General features: G+C 39.3%; 18 protein-coding genes. 10 read left to right on the top strand and 8 right to left on the bottom strand.

Features of this window, described 5'->3' with window-relative positions:
* Positions 1-45: 45 nt before the first annotated feature.
* The 8 genes from IV512_RS00270 to IV512_RS00235 are packed head-to-tail and all read right to left on the bottom strand — an operon-like array spanning position 46 to position 5,510.
* Entirely contained in the window at positions 46-822 is a 777-nt protein-coding gene (locus tag IV512_RS00270; protein ID WP_209399562.1) for a sulfite exporter TauE/SafE family protein, read from the bottom strand.
* Positions 806-1,876 carry a HesA/MoeB/ThiF family protein gene (locus tag IV512_RS00265; protein WP_209399560.1) on the bottom strand — a complete coding sequence of 357 codons (1,071 nt, stop codon included), beginning with the start codon at positions 1,874-1,876 and terminating at the stop codon, positions 806-808. Before IV512_RS00265 ends, IV512_RS00270 begins: the two co-directional genes overlap by 17 nt.
* A gap of 2 nt (positions 1,877-1,878) precedes the next feature.
* Positions 1,879-2,475, bottom strand: coding sequence for an NTP transferase domain-containing protein (locus IV512_RS00260; RefSeq protein WP_209399558.1), 597 nt, complete (start codon positions 2,473-2,475; stop codon positions 1,879-1,881).
* Positions 2,459-2,929 carry a cyclic pyranopterin monophosphate synthase MoaC gene (gene moaC / locus IV512_RS00255; RefSeq protein WP_209399556.1) on the bottom strand — a complete coding sequence of 157 codons (471 nt, stop codon included), beginning with the start codon at positions 2,927-2,929 and terminating at the stop codon, positions 2,459-2,461. The genes IV512_RS00260 and moaC overlap by 17 nt, the downstream gene beginning before the upstream one ends.
* A 52-nt stretch (positions 2,930-2,981) precedes the next feature.
* Positions 2,982-3,965, bottom strand: coding sequence for a GTP 3',8-cyclase MoaA (gene moaA / locus IV512_RS00250; RefSeq protein ID WP_209399554.1), 984 nt, complete (start codon positions 3,963-3,965; stop codon positions 2,982-2,984).
* A 30-nt stretch (positions 3,966-3,995) separates the two neighbouring features.
* Positions 3,996-4,418: a molybdenum cofactor biosynthesis protein MoaE gene (locus tag IV512_RS00245; protein WP_100869057.1), complete on the bottom strand. Its 423-nt coding sequence runs from the start codon at positions 4,416-4,418 to the stop codon at positions 3,996-3,998.
* A complete protein-coding gene (locus tag IV512_RS00240; protein WP_209399552.1) occupies positions 4,418-4,660 on the bottom strand; it encodes a MoaD/ThiS family protein in 243 nt (80 codons plus the stop codon). The genes IV512_RS00245 and IV512_RS00240 overlap by 1 nt, the downstream gene beginning before the upstream one ends.
* 49 nt (positions 4,661-4,709) lie before the next feature.
* Entirely contained in the window at positions 4,710-5,510 is an 801-nt protein-coding gene (locus tag IV512_RS00235; protein WP_209399550.1) for a DUF6503 family protein, read from the bottom strand.
* Between the two features lie 62 nt (positions 5,511-5,572).
* On the opposite strand from IV512_RS00235, the gene IV512_RS00230 reads away from it, so the two are divergent.
* The 10 genes from IV512_RS00230 (at position 5,573) to IV512_RS00185 (ending at position 18,477) form a co-directional block, all read left to right on the top strand.
* On the top strand, positions 5,573-6,379 hold the full coding sequence (locus IV512_RS00230; protein WP_209399548.1) for an RNA methyltransferase: 807 nt from the start codon (positions 5,573-5,575) through the stop codon (positions 6,377-6,379).
* 106 nt (positions 6,380-6,485) lie between these two features.
* Positions 6,486-7,673: a M48 family metallopeptidase gene (locus IV512_RS00225; RefSeq protein ID WP_209400663.1), complete on the top strand. Its 1,188-nt coding sequence runs from the start codon at positions 6,486-6,488 to the stop codon at positions 7,671-7,673.
* 120 nt (positions 7,674-7,793) lie between these two features.
* Positions 7,794-9,998, top strand: a complete 2,205-nt coding sequence (locus IV512_RS00220; protein ID WP_209399546.1) for a bifunctional (p)ppGpp synthetase/guanosine-3',5'-bis(diphosphate) 3'-pyrophosphohydrolase — start codon at positions 7,794-7,796, stop codon at positions 9,996-9,998.
* A 54-nt stretch (positions 9,999-10,052) separates the two neighbouring features.
* Complete coding sequence (locus IV512_RS00215) at positions 10,053-10,508, top strand: Fur family transcriptional regulator (protein ID WP_100869063.1); 456 nt, start codon at positions 10,053-10,055, stop codon at positions 10,506-10,508.
* Between the two features lie 13 nt (positions 10,509-10,521).
* On the top strand, positions 10,522-11,793 hold the full coding sequence (locus IV512_RS00210) for an adenylosuccinate synthase (protein WP_209399544.1): 1,272 nt from the start codon (positions 10,522-10,524) through the stop codon (positions 11,791-11,793).
* A gap of 139 nt (positions 11,794-11,932) precedes the next feature.
* On the top strand, positions 11,933-13,687 hold the full coding sequence (locus IV512_RS00205) for an OstA-like protein (protein ID WP_209399542.1): 1,755 nt from the start codon (positions 11,933-11,935) through the stop codon (positions 13,685-13,687).
* Positions 13,688-13,713: 26 nt separating this feature from the next.
* Positions 13,714-14,907 (top strand): aspartate aminotransferase family protein, encoded by a 1,194-nt coding sequence (locus IV512_RS00200; RefSeq protein ID WP_209399540.1) that lies wholly within the window; start codon positions 13,714-13,716, stop codon positions 14,905-14,907.
* An 84-nt stretch (positions 14,908-14,991) separates the two neighbouring features.
* Positions 14,992-16,401 (top strand): tetratricopeptide repeat protein, encoded by a 1,410-nt coding sequence (locus tag IV512_RS00195; RefSeq protein WP_209399539.1) that lies wholly within the window; start codon positions 14,992-14,994, stop codon positions 16,399-16,401.
* Between the two features lie 138 nt (positions 16,402-16,539).
* Entirely contained in the window at positions 16,540-17,454 is a 915-nt protein-coding gene (locus IV512_RS00190) for a DUF368 domain-containing protein (RefSeq protein ID WP_209399537.1), read from the top strand.
* Positions 17,455-17,463: 9 nt separating this feature from the next.
* Positions 17,464-18,477 (top strand): DUF368 domain-containing protein, encoded by a 1,014-nt coding sequence (locus IV512_RS00185; RefSeq protein WP_209399536.1) that lies wholly within the window; start codon positions 17,464-17,466, stop codon positions 18,475-18,477.
* Position 18,478 lies beyond the last annotated feature (1 nt).

Below are 18,478 nucleotides of genomic sequence, written 5' to 3'. Positions count from 1 at the left end.
TAAATTTGAGGGAAGATAAACTTCCTGATCAGTAAAAAATAAGGATTAAAACAATTCAGGAATGTATTTGATCAGAATTCTAATTCCTACGACGAGCACGAGCAAAGCGGTAACTCTTTTTATTTCGTTGGGTGTAAACCTCTTTAAACTCAGTCTAATTCCCAACTGCCCTCCGATCAAAACCGAAATCACCAAGGCAATTGTTTCTTTCCAAGGCAAATTTAACATATCTCCTTGAACTAATCCGACCAAACCTGAAATGGAGTTCACCAAAATAAAAAAACTGGCCAAAGCGGCAATTTTTATTGATTTATCCCATCTTAAATGATTCAGTATAGGTGCTAAAAAAATTCCACCGCCGATACCGACCAAACCGGAAAGCAAGCCTATAACCCCACCTAATAGGTAATTCATATATTTAGGATAAGTTTTGAACTGCTCATCACTTCTAGATATAGAGAACGTCTGCCAAGCCAAAAAAATAGCTGACACTACTAACGAGACACCTAGCAGAATAAAAAAAACATGCTCTTGCAATCGAAAAGAAGCTCCAATAAATGCTAAGGGAATACTTGCTGCTATAAAAGGCAGAAAATCTTTAAATTTTGCATGACCATTCTTAAAGTACAGGTAGCTGCTGCCCGAGACCACTACCAGATTACAAATCAGTGCTATGGAGCGAATGGCAAAAAAACCGGTCAGAAACAGTGCTAAAAGAGCTAAATAGCTAGACCCTCCACCAAAGCCTACCGAAGAATAAAGCGTTGCCACCACAAAGAAACCTGAGCAAAGTAGAATCAGGTTTTCAATACTTAGGAGCATGCTTTGGCATTTGATTCATTCCGCCGGCAACATTAATCAAATTAACATCCGGCATTAAAGACTGTAACTTAGCTATTGCCTTTTTACTTCGTACCCCAGATTGACAGATACAATAAATGGAAGTAGTAATGTCAATCTCTTTAAAGCGCTCTTCCAATTCATTTAATGGAATATTCTTGGCGAAAGGCAGGTGCTTTTTGTTAAACTCTTTCTCTGTACGAACATCGATGAGCTGAAGCTGATGTTCAACAGACATTTCTAAAAAATCTGCAGGGTCGACGTCTCTCACAGCCACTGAACAGTCCAGTTCATAATTGTTAGTCAGCACAACCATCTTCTGATTTTCAGGTCGAGCTCCAAATTTTATCTTTTGAAATGAATTGCTCAAACCATTAAATAATAATAATTTACCGGACAGCACCTCGCCCACTTCGGTAAGTACCTTTATTGCTTCTAGCGCCTGCAAATTTCCAATAATGCCAGGTAAGATACCCAAAACTCCATTTTCGTTACAATTGGGAACTTCATCATTTTTGGGCATATTCGGAAAAAGGCATCTATACGTCGGCCCTTCATTATAATTAAAAACACTCACCTGCCCTTCAAAACCATGTAAGGCTCCGTAAACAAAAGGCTTTCCTAGAATTACACAAGCGTCATTAACTAAATACCTTGTTGGAAAATTATCGGACGCATCGACTATTAAATCATATGCCGAAATCATCTCTATAGCATTCTCTTTGACTAGAAAAGTCGAGTGCTCGATTATATTCGTTGTCGAATTTTGCTTGCGTAGCTTTTCACTCAACACCTCAACTTTAGGTCTACCCACATCACTTTCCGAAAACAAGACCTGACGGTGTAAATTCGACTCAGAAACCACATCATTGTCCACAATACCTATAGTACCTACTCCCATGGCATTAAGGTACATCAGCACGGGAATACCCAAACCTCCACCACCAATAACTAATACCTTAGAATTTATCAGTTTGTTCTGTGCCTCGGCACCAAAATCGGATAAAATTACTTGACGTTGATAGCGCTCTAGCATAACTATTCCAAAGATAATTTAATGATAGCCTCTTTGTATTCTTCTTCAGAATTGGCATTCAGCAAAACGTTGGGATTTGTCGGAAAAACCAATTTAACCTCATTATTGATTAAAAATTTTCGAGGGCAGGTACCGTTGCCCGCATTTAGGTAGTCTATAGAACTTTTAAAAGCCTTGGGTTCCCAAATTGCACATAAAGGCTCTGGTAGCGGGTTTTCTTTTTGTGCAAAAGTTGTAGCCAAAACATTAGGATCGCGAGCAGCAATCAATTCTTGTAGTGATTGCAAATTTATTATGGGAAGATCACATGCCAATACAAGCCAAGCCGCCTCTGAATGCTTTTTAAATGCGGATAAAAGTCCATTGTACGGACCTCTAAATTCGTTTTCATCTACAATGGTTTCAAAATCATCAGAAATTCCATCTTTTTGATCTGAACGTACACTTACATAGGTTTTTTCGCAAACCCTGCTCAGCAAATGATACAAGTAATCTCGTTGGGGCATACCGTGATAGGGTATCATACCTTTGTCTTTCCCCATTCGGGTACTTTTGCCCCCCGCCAACACTAATCCGTTTAATTTAGGACCTATAATCATTCTTGCCTCCCGTTTTTTCTTTCAACATTATTTTATCGATTACAATGTCGTGCGACAATGCCTTACACATGTCATAAATCGTCAAGGCACTAACTGACACACCGGTCAAGGCCTCCATTTCAACTCCCGTTCGTTCGCTGCATTTTACGGTACACACGATTTCGAGACTGTTGTTTTGCGGCGTAATGTCAATGTTTACTTTAGATAGATTGATTTGATGACATAAAGGTATCAAATCAGAAGTTTTTTTCACTGCCTGAATTCCCGCGATTACGGCGGTCTGTATTATGCTTCCCTTCTTGCCCAAAAAATCTTGTTGGGCCAATGTTTCAAACACCGATGGCGGAAACAAGACCCGCCCAGAGGCAACGGCCAATCGAGCCGTAATTTTCTTTTCAGACACATCGACCATTGTCGCATTGCCTGAATCATCAATATGTGAAAGCTTGTTCATTCTTTATTTTATTTGGATTTTTCTCAGGATGTTCAACATCCCATTACTAAACTTACCCACCAATCGAAGTCATTGAGTTATCGAAAACCCCCTGATATTTTTGTTGCGCTTCAAACCCTGTTTTCGCCCTGCTTCCTATGGCCTTTAAAATTTGCTCTATAACCTTTACTTCTGAATCGTTACTTCGTAAAATATCACGGATGTTCATACTAGGTTTAGCATACAAACAAGTGATTACGTCTCCGGTGGCCGAAATTCGAAGCCTGTTGCAAGTACCGCAGAAAGTTCGGCTAAATGAAGGGATGACGCCAAACGTACCTTTAAACCCAGGAATTTTATAATTCATAGATGTCGAAGTTTTGGGCGATTCAAGCTTGTAATAATCTGGATGTTTCTCTTTTATGTAGTCAAGAATACGTTTATAATCCCAAGTGATAGACTGAAACTTTTTGCTTCCTCCATTAAATGGCATTTCCTCTAAAAATCGAACAGAAACATTATAGTGTTTGGTCAACTCGAGCATTGGCAGAATATCTTCGGTATTTTGACCTTCCAACGCAATAAAATTGATACGCACGTTGAAGCCTTCGGTAATCAAACGTACCATATTGTTATATACCGTATCATATTGATTACGGCGGGTTATTCGCTCAAAGGTTTCGCGATTGATAGCGTCCATACTAACATTGATGTTTCTTACACCAAGTTCTTTCAGTTCATCTATATACGGGCCTATCAAGGTTGCATTGGTAGTCACCGAAATATCGTTGAGTTTTTTCAAGCTTGAAAGCTTTCGAAAAAGAACCATCAAGTCTTTACGAACAAAGGGCTCACCGCCGGTAATCCGAATTTTATCGACACCTTGTGATACCAGAATTTCACTGAGTCTCGACAATTCGTCAATAGTAAAAAGCTTATCGTTTTTCACAAAATTAATGCCCTCGGCCGGCATACAGTAATTGCACCGCAAGTTACAGCGATCCGTCACCGCCAGTCTCACATAGTTAATCTCTCTATTGTGATTGTCTATCAGCATATTTTGTTTCTATTCAAGTGTCTTTAATTTTTATGGTGTTGCCGAAACCCATACCGATTTGTTCTTGAAAATTTCTTTTTTCCATATGGGCACCCGGTCTTTTAATGTATCGATTAAAAACCGACATGCTTCGAAACATGCATCTCGATGGCCCGAAGAGGCACCTACAACAACTACAGGTTCTTCCACCCCTTTGTTACCGACCGCATGGCGCATTACCACCCGGTTTAAATTCCATTTGGCATAGGCTTCTTCAGCGATTTTTCGCATTTCTTTGATGGCCATCGCTTTATAGGTCTCGAATTCGAGAGCAATAACCTGTTCGTTTTGCGTAAATTCACGAACTGCCCCGACAAAAACACATATACCACCGCTATTGGGGTGTGAAAGTTCACCGTAAACTTGTGACGCATCGATGTGGTCAACAATTTCAATCGTAATTTCTTGCTTCATTAGCCACCACTAACCGGAGGAATCAAGGCAATTTCATCTCCTCGACTCAATTTTTCTTCATCTTCGGCATACTCGCTATTTACCGCTACGGCCAGAGAAGACAATTTATCCAGTTCAGGAAAAGATTGTTTTAGCTTTTGCTTCAGTTCAAAAACAGAGCCAGGCAACACATCGCCTTCATCAAATCGAAAAGATGATTCGCCTACAATGTCTTTGGCTATGCCGAATAATAAAACCTCCATATTCAACTTATAGGTTAAAGATACAATGTACTTAAAATTTTACGATTCGCTACGGCTTTAAGACGACTTTTGCATTTTCAGGTTTTTGATAAAAATGCTCTGGCCTTGAAGATTCGGTCAAAGACATATTTTCAAAGATGGTAGGGTCTTTGGCTTCCTTTATGGTTCGACCTTCATAATTGTGCCATGTCATTGATTTAGGCAGTAAAATTCCGTTGATTTTATTCCAATCGTTGTAACGAATCCACCTTACATCATTTGATTTTTCATCACTACCAAAGGTAAAGGTATAACCCAACCAAGCCATTTGAAAAGTTTCAGGGTCGTAATGCAAGTAATAATCATCTTTTGACGAAGCCCCTACCCCATCATTATAACTCATATGAATACCTGGGTAAGATTTGCCCTCAAACTCTAAAGGCTCAGCCATTTCATAGTTTACGCCCGGATCAGCAAAAACGAAAGGCATTGCATAGAAATAGAACATGAGGTTGTGGTACACAACAGCGTTACCCTTATACAATTCTTTCTCATCTTTGAGCCATATCTCCGAACCATCGTAACCCATTGAAATATCAGCAATATCAATTCGGTCGTTTCTACTATGCAAGTCAATGGTATGTACTTCATTTCCATTAGGTTTTAGCAATTCAAAAGTCAATGTTTTTTGCTTTTTCCATGTTTTAAGCGACCCATGTGATTCAAGCACTTTCTTGAAAGATTCGGGATAGTCTCTTTCTATCGCCTGGTTTAAAGTTTCCACACTTTCTTCAGCACTATTTGTTTCTTTTTTTACTTCTTTACAACTAAATAACGCAACAAATAATACCAGGGTTAAAATTCGTGTCATGATAGGTTTTTAAGGTTTCTATCATTAGGTCGCACATTCTTTGTTTTATTTACATTTGCTCTATGCTTGAAATAAAACAGATTAGTAGCGTTCAAAATGCCTCGATTAAGAAAATAGCGCTTTTAAAAGAAAAATCAAGAGAGCGAAAAAAATCAGGTCTTTTTGTTTTAGAAGGACTTAGAGAACTTGAACTTGCACTAAAAGGAGGTTTTGCTATACGAACCATTCTGTTTCAAGCGGAGCTCATTTCTGAAGAGTCGATACAAAAATTTTTAAAGGATTGCCCAAATGCCGAGATAATTTCAGTTTCTAAAGATGTTTATAGAAAGTTGGCTCATAGGGAGACCACAGAAGGAATGATTGCTCTTGCAGAAGTCAAGTCACATACTTTAGAAGAATTTGAAATCTCTTCTGAAAACCCCTTAATTCTTGTTGCGGAAGCCCCTGAAAAACCAGGGAATATAGGTGCGCTTTTACGCACGGCCGATGCAGCCAATTTAGATGGGGTAATCATAGCCAATCCGAAGACCGATATCTATAACCCAAATATTATACGTTCAAGCGTTGGTTGCGTATTTACCAACAACATTGCTACCGGAACCACTTCGGAAATCATTGATTATTTAAAAGGTAAGAATATTAACATTTACTGTGCTGCGCTTTCGGCATCGATTAATTATACCGATTCGAATTTCACTCGGGCGTCGGCTATAGTGGTAGGCACCGAAGCTACAGGCCTATCAGAAGAATGGCTGAAAAATTCAGACCAGAATATAATTATACCCATGCAGGGAGAAATCGATTCAATGAACGTTTCAGTATCAGCTGCTATTATTATCTTTGAGGCCAAGAGACAACGAAATATTTAAATATATTACCTACCCCACGTATATTTCGTTTTAAATTAGGAGTACCAAACTCTAAACCACCCATATCGTGAATACGCTTTTCTACATCATAGTCGCAATTTTAATCATGCAATTTGTACTTGAAACAGTACTTGACTACCTGAATGCAAGACACTATAACGACCCAATACCGAATGAACTGAACGATGTTTTTGATAAGACAGAATATCAGAAATCGCAATCGTACAAAAAGACTACCTATCGATTTGGTTTGATTACTTCTACCTTTTCACTTCTGCTCACTTTGATTTTTCTCTTCTTCGGAGGCTTTGAGTGGATAGATGGTATAGCGCGAAGCATAACTCATAGCCCTATCTTAATAGCCCTAGTTTTCTTTGGCATAATAATGATAGGAAATGATTTGATTACTATGCCTTTCTCTTACTATTCTACGTTCGTCATCGAAGAGAAATTCGGGTTCAACAAAACCACAAAAAAAATATTCCTATTAGACAAATTAAAAGGATGGCTGATGATGGTAGTAGTGGGCGGTGCCATTCTTGCCCTGATTATTTGGTTTTTCGAATGGGCAGGAAGCAATTTTTGGATTTACGCTTGGGCACTGGTAGCTCTATTTACGATTTTCATGAACCTGTTTTATAGCAAGCTCATTGTTCCTTTATTCAATAAACAGACTCCGTTGGAGCTGGGAAGCTTAAAAACTAAAATTGAAAACTTCGCTCAGCAAGTAGGTTTTGAACTTCAGAACATTTTTGTCATAGACGGATCTAAAAGATCGACCAAGGCCAATGCCTATTTCTCAGGTTTCGGTAAAGAAAAAAGAGTGACCCTCTATGACACACTAATAAACGACCTCGATGAAGAAGAAATTGTTGCCGTATTGGCACATGAGGTCGGACACTATAAAAAAAATCACATTGTTTTCAATCTGATCGCCTCGTTAATTCTTACGGGCATAACACTTTTTATTCTATCGCTGTTCGTGAATAACCCCGAAGTGTCATACGCCATAGGTGTTTCTACGCCGAGCTTTCATGCCGCTCTAATCGGTTTTGGTATTTTGTATAGCCCTATTTCTGAAATTACCGGCTTGGCCATGAACCATCTTTCAAGAAAATTCGAGTATCAGGCAGACGATTATGCAAAAGACAATTATGCGGCACTTCCGCTCATTTCGTCCTTAAAAAAACTTTCGAAAAATAGTTTAAGTAATCTTACTCCACACCCGGCCTATGTTTTTATGCATTACTCTCATCCTCCCTTAAGCAAGCGCATCGCCAATTTGAGAAAATAGCGATTTCTGTTTTTCTCGGTTACTTTTACTCTGAACTTACAGCCGTACCAAGTATGCAATATTGAGGCAGGTACAATTTTTGTTGTTTACCAATAAAGATTGTCCTATTTTTATTTTAATATGACGCAGGCCGCTATAGAACAAGAAAACAAAGAGATTGCCAAGCAATACAAAGAGCTGCTTCGGTTGAGTTATCAAAACTTATCTGACGATGATAAAACTTTGATTCGCTCTGCTTTCGAGGTTGCTGTAGATGCACATAAAACTCAGCGAAGAAAATCGGGGGAAGCCTATATATTTCACCCTATAGCTGTAGCTAAAATCGTGGCATCTGAAATTGGCCTAGACGCAATTTCAATAGCTTCTGCCCTATTACATGATGTGGTCGAAGATACGGAGTACACCCTTGATGATATGGAACGTATGTTCGGGGAAACCGTTGCCAGAATCGTTGATGGACTTACAAAAATAGCGCATCTTAAAAAAGACATGAGCACTTCGCAGCAAGCGGAGAACTTTCGAAAAATGCTGCTCACCTTACACGATGACGTTCGGGTAATTTTAATAAAGATTGCTGATCGTTATCATAATATGCTCACTATGGATGCCATGCCGGAGCACAAACAAGTGCAGATGGCATCGGAAACCCTCTACATTTATGCTCCTTTAGCTCATCGAATCGGGTTGTACAACATCAAGACCGATTTAGAAGACTTAAGTTTGAAGTACACAGAACCAGATGTGTACCGAGATATCAAAGGCAAAATTGAGGAATCGAAAGAGGAACAACAGGCCTATATAGATGCATTTTCCGGAGTTATAGATAATTCGCTAAAAGAAGAAGGATTAAATTACACTATCAAGGGTCGAATGAAATCAATCTTCTCCATCAGGAGGAAAATGAAGGCCCAAAATGTGGTTTTCGACGAAATTTATGACAAGTTTGCGATTCGAATTATATACAAATCTGACCGGCAGAATGAAAAATTTTTGGCCTGGAAAATATATTCTATAGTAACCGATCATTTTACACCTAACCCCGTTCGGCTTCGAGATTGGATATCCTCCCCAAAATCCACAGGTTACGAAGCTCTTCATATTACCGTTATGGGACCCAAAGGCAGATGGGTAGAGGTTCAAATTCGCAGTGAACGAATGCATGAAATCGCTGAAAAGGGCTATGCTGCGCATTTTAAGTACAAACACGGCCAACAAAAAGAGCAAGGTATCGAAGTTTGGCTCAATCGTCTGCAAGAGGCGCTGGAAAATGCCAATTCCAATGCCATCGACTTTGTAGAAGAATTTAAGCTAAACCTCTACTCCAAAGAAATATTTGTGTTCACGCCTAAGGGAGAACTAAAATCGCTGCCCAAAGGTTCTACCCCTCTTGATTTCGCCTTTCACATTCATACACAAATTGGTATGAGAACGCGCGGGGCAAAGGTAAATGGAAAACTTGTACCCCTAAATACCACCTTACATAGCGGTGATCAGGTAGAAATAATTACATCAGACCAAGCCCAACCTAATCAAAATTGGCTTGACTATGCGACAACTGCTCGGGCGCGTGCAAAAATAAAATCGTCATTACGAGAAGAGAAAAAATCGGTTTCCGATGAAGGAAAAGAAATTCTACGTCGTAAACTGAAGTCCCAAAAGGTAACCTTGAGCGAAGATGTGATCAATAAAATGGTAATTTTTTTTAAACTTAAGACAAGTCTAGACCTCTTTTACCGAGTAGGCATTGGCGCCATAGACAATCAGATGATCAAAGATTTCGTATCATCTTATAGTAATGCCTTTATAAGTTTTTTTAAGAATAAAATACGTCGAAATCCAATTCCTGAAGATATTGACAAGCCAGAAATCACCTCGAAATTCGATGTGCTGGTTTTCGGTAAAGAAGAAGAGAAACTGGAATATACCCTTTCTAAATGTTGTAGCCCTATACCGGGCGACGATGTTTTTGGTTTTGTAACCGTTAATGAAGGCATTAAAGTTCATAAAAAGAACTGCCCAAATGCAATTCAATTACAATCGAATTACGCCTATCGTATCATCATGGCTAAATGGATCGATTCGACCCAACAAGAATTCCGCTCTGAAATAAAACTTACAGGCATAGACAATCTCGGTTTAGTCAACGAAATTACCGAGGTTATTTCTGACGACATGCATGTTAATATGCGAAACCTTAACTTTAGTACGGATGGAGGTACTTTCACGGGTCGCATAACCGTAGTGGTAAAGAATAATGGTATACTCAAAACCCTTATCGAAAACCTGAAGCAAATTCACGGAATCGATAAAGTAACCCGAATGTAGACTGGGTATTAAAATATAACTGTACATTTGCAAATTGAAGTACGTAATCTTGTTATGGCTGAAAATAAAAACCAGGAAATAGTAAAAAATGTCTTTACGACCTTTTTAGAGGACAACGGACATAGAAAAACTCCCGAACGTTACGCTATACTCCAAGAAATTTATGATAGTGAAGAGCATTTCGATATCGAATCGCTCTACATCAACATGAAGAACAAGAATTATAGGGTAAGTAGGGCCACCCTCTACAACACCATTGAACTTCTATTAGAATGTAAATTGGTTCGCAAGCACCAATTCGGCAAAAGTCAAGCGCAATACGAAAAATCATATTTCGACCGTCAGCATGACCACGTTATATTGACCGATACCGGAGAAGTGGTTGAGTTTTGCGATCCTCGCATTCAATCTATCAAGAAGACCATAGAAGAGGTTTTTGATATTCATATCAACACCCATTCTCTTTATTTCTATGGCACACGAAACAAAAAAGAAAACACAAACAGCTAAGCGAATTTTTTAAATGGCAGTAGATTTATTGTTAGGACTACAATGGGGAGACGAAGGAAAAGGCAAAATTGTAGACGTACTAACCAAAAACTATGATATCATCGCACGCTTTCAAGGTGGGCCAAATGCAGGTCACACTTTAGAGTTCGATGGTATAAAGCATGTTCTCCATACCATTCCCTCAGGAATTTTTCATAAAAATGCCATGAATGTGGTCGGTAACGGAGTGGTTATAGATCCCGTGATATTCAGAAAAGAATTGGATGCTTTAAAGCAATTCAACCTTGACATTAAATCGAAGCTGGTCATTTCAAGAAAGGCACACCTTATATTACCGACCCACCGTTTACTTGATGCCGCATCTGAAACCGCAAAGGGCAAGGCCAAAATAGGCTCAACACTTAAAGGTATCGGACCTACTTATATGGATAAGACGGGTCGAAACGGTATGCGAATCGGTGATTTAGAACTTGATGATTGGAAGGAAAAATACCGCGCATTGGCAGACAAGCATGAGGCAATGATCGATTATTACAATGTCGATATTGAATACGATTTGGCCGAACTGGAAAACGAGTTTTTTGCTTCAGTAGAAGAATTAAAAAACCTTGACTTCATCGATAGTGAAGAATACTTATATCAGGCCCAAAAATCAGGTAAAAAAATCTTGGCCGAAGGTGCTCAAGGTTCACTTCTCGATATTGATTTCGGCACCTACCCATTCGTAACCTCAAGTAATACGACAGCTGCTGGCGCATGCACAGGTTTAGGGGTTGCCCCGAACCAGATTGGCGAAGTATTGGGTATTTTTAAAGCCTATACCACCCGTGTTGGTTCCGGTCCGTTCCCGACCGAGCTTTTTGATGACGACGGCGAAACTATGGGCCGTGTTGGCAACGAATTTGGGGCTACAACAGGTAGACCTAGACGCTGTGGTTGGTTAGACCTTATCGCGTTAAAATATGCTGTACAAGTAAATGGTGTTACCGAACTTATGATGATGAAGGCCGATGTACTCAGTGGCTTCGAAACCTTAAAAATTTGTACTGCATACAATTATAAAGGGCAAAAAATAACCCATCTACCATACAATATTGAGGCAGAGAATGTAACGCCGATTTATAGTGAGATGAAGGGCTGGAAAGAAGATTTGACCAAGATGAGTAAGCCAGAAGAATTTCCTTCTGCTTTACAGGATTATATCGACTTTTTAGAGAAAGAACTTGAAGTACCTATCAAGATAGTTTCTGTCGGGCCAGATCGCACGCAGACGATACATAGATAGGTTCCCATGAGAGTTGCTTTTCGCTGATGTATATATCATAGACTAGCTATGTCGATGATATATACCTCCTTCCTAAATCTATGCTAAACCCTGCATTTGCCAAAGGAAAAAAACTATTTTTGATGAAAATTTGAAGGACTTGAAACAACTTCTCAGTGTTCTATTTTGCCTAGGCTACTTTCTAGTAGGCGTTGCCCAAGATGAGCAATCTGATGTCAACGATAGCATACAGAGTAAACAGATCAATATTGTTTACGGTGCTAATTTCACCAAAAATGAAGCTCAATTTCCCGGGGCCTCTATTTTCAGCAAAGACAACAGGCAAGTTCAGTTTGAACATCAAGGAGCCGACCTTTGGTGCGATATTGCAATTTACTATCAAAAAGAGAATCGATTGAGAGCGCTAGGCAATGTTCGCCTGCAGCAAGGGGACTCCATAGAACTCACTAGTGGAAAAATAAATTATGACGGGGAAACCAAATTGGCGAAAGCCTTTGAAAATGTGCTCTTAGAGGCCGAACAGCAAAGCGGGCCTGTTACCTTACGTACAGATACCCTCTATTTTGACCGTGAAAGTCAAGAATCTTATTACAATAGCTCAGGCACCGTTGTTGATTCTACAAACACCTTGACAAGTGAAATTGGTCGCTACTTTATGGAGGTGAACAAATATCAATTTTTAGATAGTGTTCATATTGAAAACCCTGAATACACCCTTGATTCAGAGCAACTTGACTATTACACCACTTCAAAGAACGCTTATATGTACGGGCCTTCTACCATTACTGGAGAAGCCTATAAAATTTACTGTGAACGTGGGTTTTACGACACCAAGGTAGAAAGTGGTTATGGCATCAAGAACACCAGAATCGATTATAACAATAGAATAATTGAAGGGGATAGTGTTTATTTTGACAAGGCTCGAGAATTTGCTTCCGCAACTAATAATATAGTGGTTACCGATACGGTGAACAATGGGGTAATACGGGCACATTATGCCGAAGTTTTCAAGGCCAAAGATTCTGTATTTGCTACCAAACGGGCAGTATCCATAAGTCTGGTCGAACAAGATTCACTCTACATGCATGGCGACACCCTAATGGTGACCGGTAAACCGAAGAATCGAATATCAAGGGCATTTAGAAATGCCAAGTTTTATAAAACGGATTTAAGCGGAAAATGTGACTCCCTTCACTTTTCAGAAAAAACAGGAGTTACACAACTCATTAAAAACCCTGTGATTTGGAACGGTGAAAATCAAATGACAGGTGATAGCATCCACCTCATCTCAAATTTAAAAACAGAGAAAATGGACTCGCTAAAGGTCATCAACAATGCCTTTATCGTATCGCTGGACAGTATAAGTAAAACTGGTTACAATCAAGCGAAAGGCAAGGACCTCTTCGGTAAATTTGTAGACAATGAACTCAAAGTCATTGACTTGATCAAGAATACCGAAGTCATTTATTACATGTACAATGATGATGATGAACTGATTGGCATTGACAAGACCATTTGTAGCAAGATTCGCATCACCATGGCCAATAACGATGTGGAAGACCTTACGTTTACAACCGATCCTGACGGTGATATTTTTCCGGAAAGAGAACTTCCGCTAGATAGTAGGAAGTTAAAAGGATTTGTTTGGCGTGGTGATGAACGCATAAAAACTATGGAGGGTATTTTTGATGAAGATGACAACAACGTTGAGTTGGTAGTAATAAGAGGTATAGACAATCCCATCGATATAGATGCGGAGGAAGCCGAGCGAAGTCAAAATTCCGGTGACCCTGTGAATGGCATACCCCCTCCGGAGAACAAAACGCCCCAACTAAAACCTATCGACCGACCGAAGCAGATAAAGGTAACCTCTGATCCCAATCAGTTTCAGTAAACTAGATATTAAATAATTACGTGGTCATGAAGAAAGATTTCTTTAAATATCAGGCCCAAACCTCTACCCATCCCTTAGCGATGGAAGTTTCTCGAGCAAAAGGAAGTTATATTTATGATACCGAAGGGAAAGCGCACCTAGATTTCGTTGCAGGAGTTTCTGCCTGTAGTTTAGGTCATTGTCACCCTAAGGTCGTTAAGGCGATTCAAGAGCAAACTGAAACCTATATGCATGTCATGGTTTATGGGGAGTATGCCCAAGCACCTGCGGTAGAATATTCTAAATTATTGACATCATTTTTACCCGAAAATCTTCAAACCACTTATTTGGTCAACTCGGGTACAGAGGCCGTTGAAGGCGCACTGAAACTAGCAAGAAGGGCCACTGGCCGAAGTCAATTAATTGCTGCCAAGACAGCTTATCACGGCAATACGATGGGCAGCTTGAGCGTTTTAGGTGTTGAAGAGCGAAAAAGTGCTTTCCGACCGCTTATTCCCGATGTATCCTTTATTACTTTTAATCAAGAGGAGGAGCTTAACAAAATTACCGACAAAACGGCAGCTGTCATACTCGAGACCATTCAAGGCGGAGCCGGCTTTATTCTGCCGCAGAACGATTATCTTAAAAAAGTAAGAACTCGATGTAATGAAACGGGAGCTCTCTTAATTTTAGACGAAATTCAACCGGGTTTTGGCCGAACCGGAAAATTATTCGCGTTCGAGAATTATGGCATCTCTCCCGATATTCTGGTAATCGGCAAGGGTATGGCCTCCGGTCTTCCTGTTGGTGCTTTCGTCGCTTCCCATAAACTAATGACCTATTTACAGCACGGCCCTAAAATGGGTCACATTACCACTTTTGGTGGTAATCCGGTAATTGCCGCCGCAAGTTTGGCAACCCTAAAATATATTACCGAAACCAACCTAATAGATGATTCTTTATATAAAGAAAAGCTATTTAGAAATGAGCTGAAACATCCGCTAATTAAAGAAATTAGAGGTAAAGGTCTAATGTTGGCCCTCATATTCGAGAAACCTGAGATAGCTGACCATGTAATCTTGACATGTGCCAATAAGGGTTTGATTCTATTCTGGTTATTGTTCGAACCTCGCGCCTTGCGCATCTCCCCACCGCTAACGATTTCTGAAAGCGAGATTAAGAAAGGATGTGGCATGATCCTTGAAGTTTTAAAGGAGTATGAGCAATATCTTGTTAACTAATTTGTTAATAATATAGACGCTGACGGAAAAAAAGAGCCTTTCAAAAGGCTAATTTTAATTCCATAGTTTAACCAAAACGTTCTTATGGCGTTAGAATCTAACGAAAAGCCCGACCGTCCCATCGCTAAGTTTGAATCGATGCTCAAGACTGACGATATCTATTTTTTCGATGCGGAAGATTTTGAGGACATCATTCATCACTACCTCAATAATGGCAAAATCACTTTGGCTAAAAAAGCGATCGGTATCGGTTTGCAACAGCACCCCGCTTCTGTAGAACTGAAGCTACTTGACGTAGAAGTTCTTGTTTTTGAAAACCATCTTGACCTTGCCGAACAATACTTAGATGAACTTCAGGTATTGGACAGTAATAATGAAGAAATCTTTATACAAAGAGCGAACATTTACTCTAAAAAAGACAACCATGAAGCTGCGGTTGCCTTGTTAAATAAAGCCCTAGATTTGGCCGAAAACAGCTTTGACATCTATTCCCTACTTGGTATGGAATATCTTTTCATGGATGATTTTAAATTGGCCAAGGAAAGTTTTATGCGCTGTGTCTCTTTTGATGAGCAAGATTATTCATCGCTTTATAACGTGATTTATTGTTTTGAATTTTTAGAAGACTACGAGGGTGCAATTATTTATCTTAACGATTACTTAGAGCGCAACCCTTATTGCGAAGTGGCTTGGCACCAATTAGGCAAGCAATATATCGCTAAAGATATGTTGGCAGAAGCTCTTTCCGCCTTCGATTTTGCGATTATATCAGACGATACCTTTATCGGTGCATACTTCGAAAAGGGCAAGGTGCTCGAAAAATTGGGTAGGTTTAACGAAGCGATAGAAAATTATGAGACCACCATTCAAATGGAGGATCCCACATCACATGCCTATCTTAGAATCGGTAAATGTCATGAACGTCTCGAAAATGACGAAATGGCCAAGTATTATTATTATCATACCGTTCATGAAGACCCTCTATTGGACAAAGGCTGGTTAGCTATTACCGATTTTTATTTTAAACGAAAGAATTTTAAGAAGGCGTTGTTCTATGTAAACAAGGCTTTAAACATAGATGGTGAAAACCCTCAGTATTGGAAAAAGTGTGCCATGATCAATGCCGCTTTAAACCGTCATGACCAAGCCGACTTTTCGTATAAACAAGCTGTTGATTTAGGAAATTACGAATTGGGTACTTGGCTAGATTGGGCCGATGTCGTTTTAAAAAATGATGACATACCCAGCGCTATTCAAGTTCTAAAACAGGGCCAAGAGTTTTATCCGGAAAATGCCGAGATCAGGTATAAGACGGCAGGTTTCTACCTTGAGATGAACGACCCCATCAATGCAAGAATAAGTCTTATCGATGCCCTAAAATTAGATTTTCACAAACTATCTATTTTTAAGGATGAATTTCCGCAGTATGCAGCAACTGATTGGGTCAGTAACATTGTTGCGAACATAAAAAAATCAACGGGAAAAACACGGTGAAGTAAGCCGATTGACCAATTACCGGTCATTTAAAAATCTAAATATTCCCCTACAGGGCCAAGCCGTTAAGGTTTGGCCTTTTTTTCTCCACTTACCACTATAAAAACTTATTTTTGTTTCTGTTGAAAATGACAATCAATGGAAAACAGAAACCTAACCCAGTATATTTTTGTAACGCTTAAAGGCATGGCCATGGGTGCCGCCGATGTAGTACCTGGGGTTTCCGGAGGTACAATTGCATTTATTTCCGGTATTTACGAAGAGTTAATCACTTCTATCAACAACATAGATATTTCCCTTTTCAAGACATTAAAAGAAAAAGGAATTAAAGAAGCTTGGTCACAACTCAATGGTAATTTCTTATTGGCACTTTTTCTTGGTATTGCCATTAGTGTACTTTCTTTGGCCAAGTTGGTGAGTTGGTTACTTGAAAACAAGCCGATTTTAATTTGGTCTTTTTTCTTCGGTTTGGTGATTGCAAGCATTCTTTTAGTTGGCAAAGAAGTAAAAAAATGGAATGCCCCGACAATTATCGCTTTGATTCTTGGGGCTGCCACGGCTTTCTATATTACCACGCTGCCACCATCCGCCAGTGTGGATAGTCTTCCATTTTTATTCTTGTCTGGGGCCTTAGCTGTCTGTGCGATGATACTACCAGGTATTTCGGGTGCTTTTATCTTAGTACTCTTGGGGTCTTACAAAACGATTATCGATGCACTTCACAATGTTGACCTAAAAGTTATTGCAGTGGTTGGTTTCGGCGCTGTATTTGGGCTTTTAAGTTTCGCACGTTTGTTGAAATGGATGTTCAACAACTATAAAAACGTTACATTGGCTTTACTCACTGGTTTTATCATAGGTTCTTTAAATAAAATCTGGCCATGGAAACGTATTTTAGAAACCAAGACCATTGGTGAAAAGATTATAGTTATCGACGAAAATGTCTCTCCCTTCTCTTTTGAAGGTGATAATCAGCTTACAATTGCCATTATTGCTGCCATTGTTGGGTTTTTGGTTATATTTATTCTTGAGCGAACCGCTGCGAAAAAATAGTTGCCCCGAATGTACGAAACACGAACTTTTCTAGATAAGTTCTTTCTTTTTATAAAAGGACTCTGCATGGGTGCGGCCAATAAAGTACCCGGGGTATCAGGAGGCATTGTTGCTTTTGTCGCCGGTTTCTACGAAGAATTCATCTATTCGCTTCAAAAAATAAACGCTAAAGCTTTTAAACTTTTGATCAGTGGTCGTTTTAAAAGCTTCTACCGTTATATAAACGGCCCATTTCTTTCGCTATTGATTTTTGGCATGCTGGTCAGTTATTTCAGCATTTCAAAACTTCTTGATTTCTTTCTCGAAAAAAAAGAACTGTACGTCTGGTCGGCTTTCTTCGGAATGATTTTAGGTTCTATTTATTATATCTCAAAAGATTTCGAACACTGGAACCGAAAGACTATTATTTCTGGCTTAATTGGTTTGGTTGTGGGTATATCAATTAGCTTTTTAAGTCCCGCTAAAGAAAATGACAACCTCTTCTTTATATTTCTATGTGGCATAATCAGTGTTTCGGGTATGACACTTCCCGGTCTATCGGGCTCCTTTATTCTAATATTATTGGGCAACTATGTATTACTATTAGTCGACTCGGTCAATGCACTTTATGATACCTTCGCTGAATTGCTTCGCGGCGATTTTAGTTTTGTAGAAAATAAAACCCGTATAGCCACTTTGAAAATATTGGCGGTATTTACTTTGGGCTCAGCTACCGGTCTTGTAAGCCTTTCACATTTGCTCAGTTATGTGCTCAAGTACTACAAACATATTACTACAGCGGTTATCATAGGCTTTATAACCGGATCTTTAGGCGTAGTATGGCCTTGGAAAAAAACAATTTATAAGACTGACGCTATTGGAAACCCCTTGTTAGATTCAAATGGCAAAGAGATAATCGTTAACTATGAAAGGTATTTTCCTGATTTATCGATTTCAGAAACTTGGTGGGCAGTATTCTTCATAGGTATCGGCATAGTGGTTTTATTGTCTTTAGATTGGTACGGCAAAAACAGAAAAAAATAAA

The organism is Pseudozobellia sp. WGM2 (genome assembly GCF_017810075.1).
Taxonomy (GTDB): Bacteria; Bacteroidota; Bacteroidia; order Flavobacteriales; family Flavobacteriaceae; genus JADNYK01.
The sequence above is the reverse complement of the archived record's forward strand: the minus strand, read 5'-3'. Positions and strand labels throughout refer to the sequence as shown.

Bases quoted from the DNA above. Each gene is read 5' to 3' on its own strand.
- moaC (WP_209399556.1), bottom strand. From the start codon at position 2,929: ATGAACAAGCTTTCACATATTGATGATTCAGGCAATGCGACAATGGTC.
- IV512_RS00210 (WP_209399544.1), top strand. From the start codon at position 10,522: ATGGCAGTAGATTTATTGTTAGGACTACAATGGGGAGACGAAGGAAAA.
- IV512_RS00195 (WP_209399539.1), top strand. From the start codon at position 14,992: ATGGCGTTAGAATCTAACGAAAAGCCCGACCGTCCCATCGCTAAGTTT.
- IV512_RS00215 (WP_100869063.1), top strand. From the start codon at position 10,053: ATGGCTGAAAATAAAAACCAGGAAATAGTAAAAAATGTCTTTACGACC.
- IV512_RS00190 (WP_209399537.1), top strand. From the start codon at position 16,540: ATGGAAAACAGAAACCTAACCCAGTATATTTTTGTAACGCTTAAAGGC.
- IV512_RS00240 (WP_209399552.1), bottom strand. From the start codon at position 4,660: ATGGAGGTTTTATTATTCGGCATAGCCAAAGACATTGTAGGCGAATCA.
- IV512_RS00220 (WP_209399546.1), top strand. From the start codon at position 7,794: ATGACGCAGGCCGCTATAGAACAAGAAAACAAAGAGATTGCCAAGCAA.
- IV512_RS00245 (WP_100869057.1), bottom strand. From the start codon at position 4,418: ATGAAGCAAGAAATTACGATTGAAATTGTTGACCACATCGATGCGTCA.
- IV512_RS00265 (WP_209399560.1), bottom strand. From the start codon at position 1,876: ATGCTAGAGCGCTATCAACGTCAAGTAATTTTATCCGATTTTGGTGCC.
- IV512_RS00260 (WP_209399558.1), bottom strand. From the start codon at position 2,475: ATGATTATAGGTCCTAAATTAAACGGATTAGTGTTGGCGGGGGGCAAA.
- IV512_RS00185 (WP_209399536.1), top strand. From the start codon at position 17,464: ATGTACGAAACACGAACTTTTCTAGATAAGTTCTTTCTTTTTATAAAA.
- moaA (WP_209399554.1), bottom strand. From the start codon at position 3,965: ATGCTGATAGACAATCACAATAGAGAGATTAACTATGTGAGACTGGCG.
- IV512_RS00225 (WP_209400663.1), top strand. From the start codon at position 6,486: ATGCAATTTGTACTTGAAACAGTACTTGACTACCTGAATGCAAGACAC.
- IV512_RS00230 (WP_209399548.1), top strand. From the start codon at position 5,573: ATGCTTGAAATAAAACAGATTAGTAGCGTTCAAAATGCCTCGATTAAG.
- IV512_RS00270 (WP_209399562.1), bottom strand. From the start codon at position 822: ATGCTCCTAAGTATTGAAAACCTGATTCTACTTTGCTCAGGTTTCTTT.
- IV512_RS00235 (WP_209399550.1), bottom strand. From the start codon at position 5,510: ATGACACGAATTTTAACCCTGGTATTATTTGTTGCGTTATTTAGTTGT.
- IV512_RS00200 (WP_209399540.1), top strand. From the start codon at position 13,714: ATGAAGAAAGATTTCTTTAAATATCAGGCCCAAACCTCTACCCATCCC.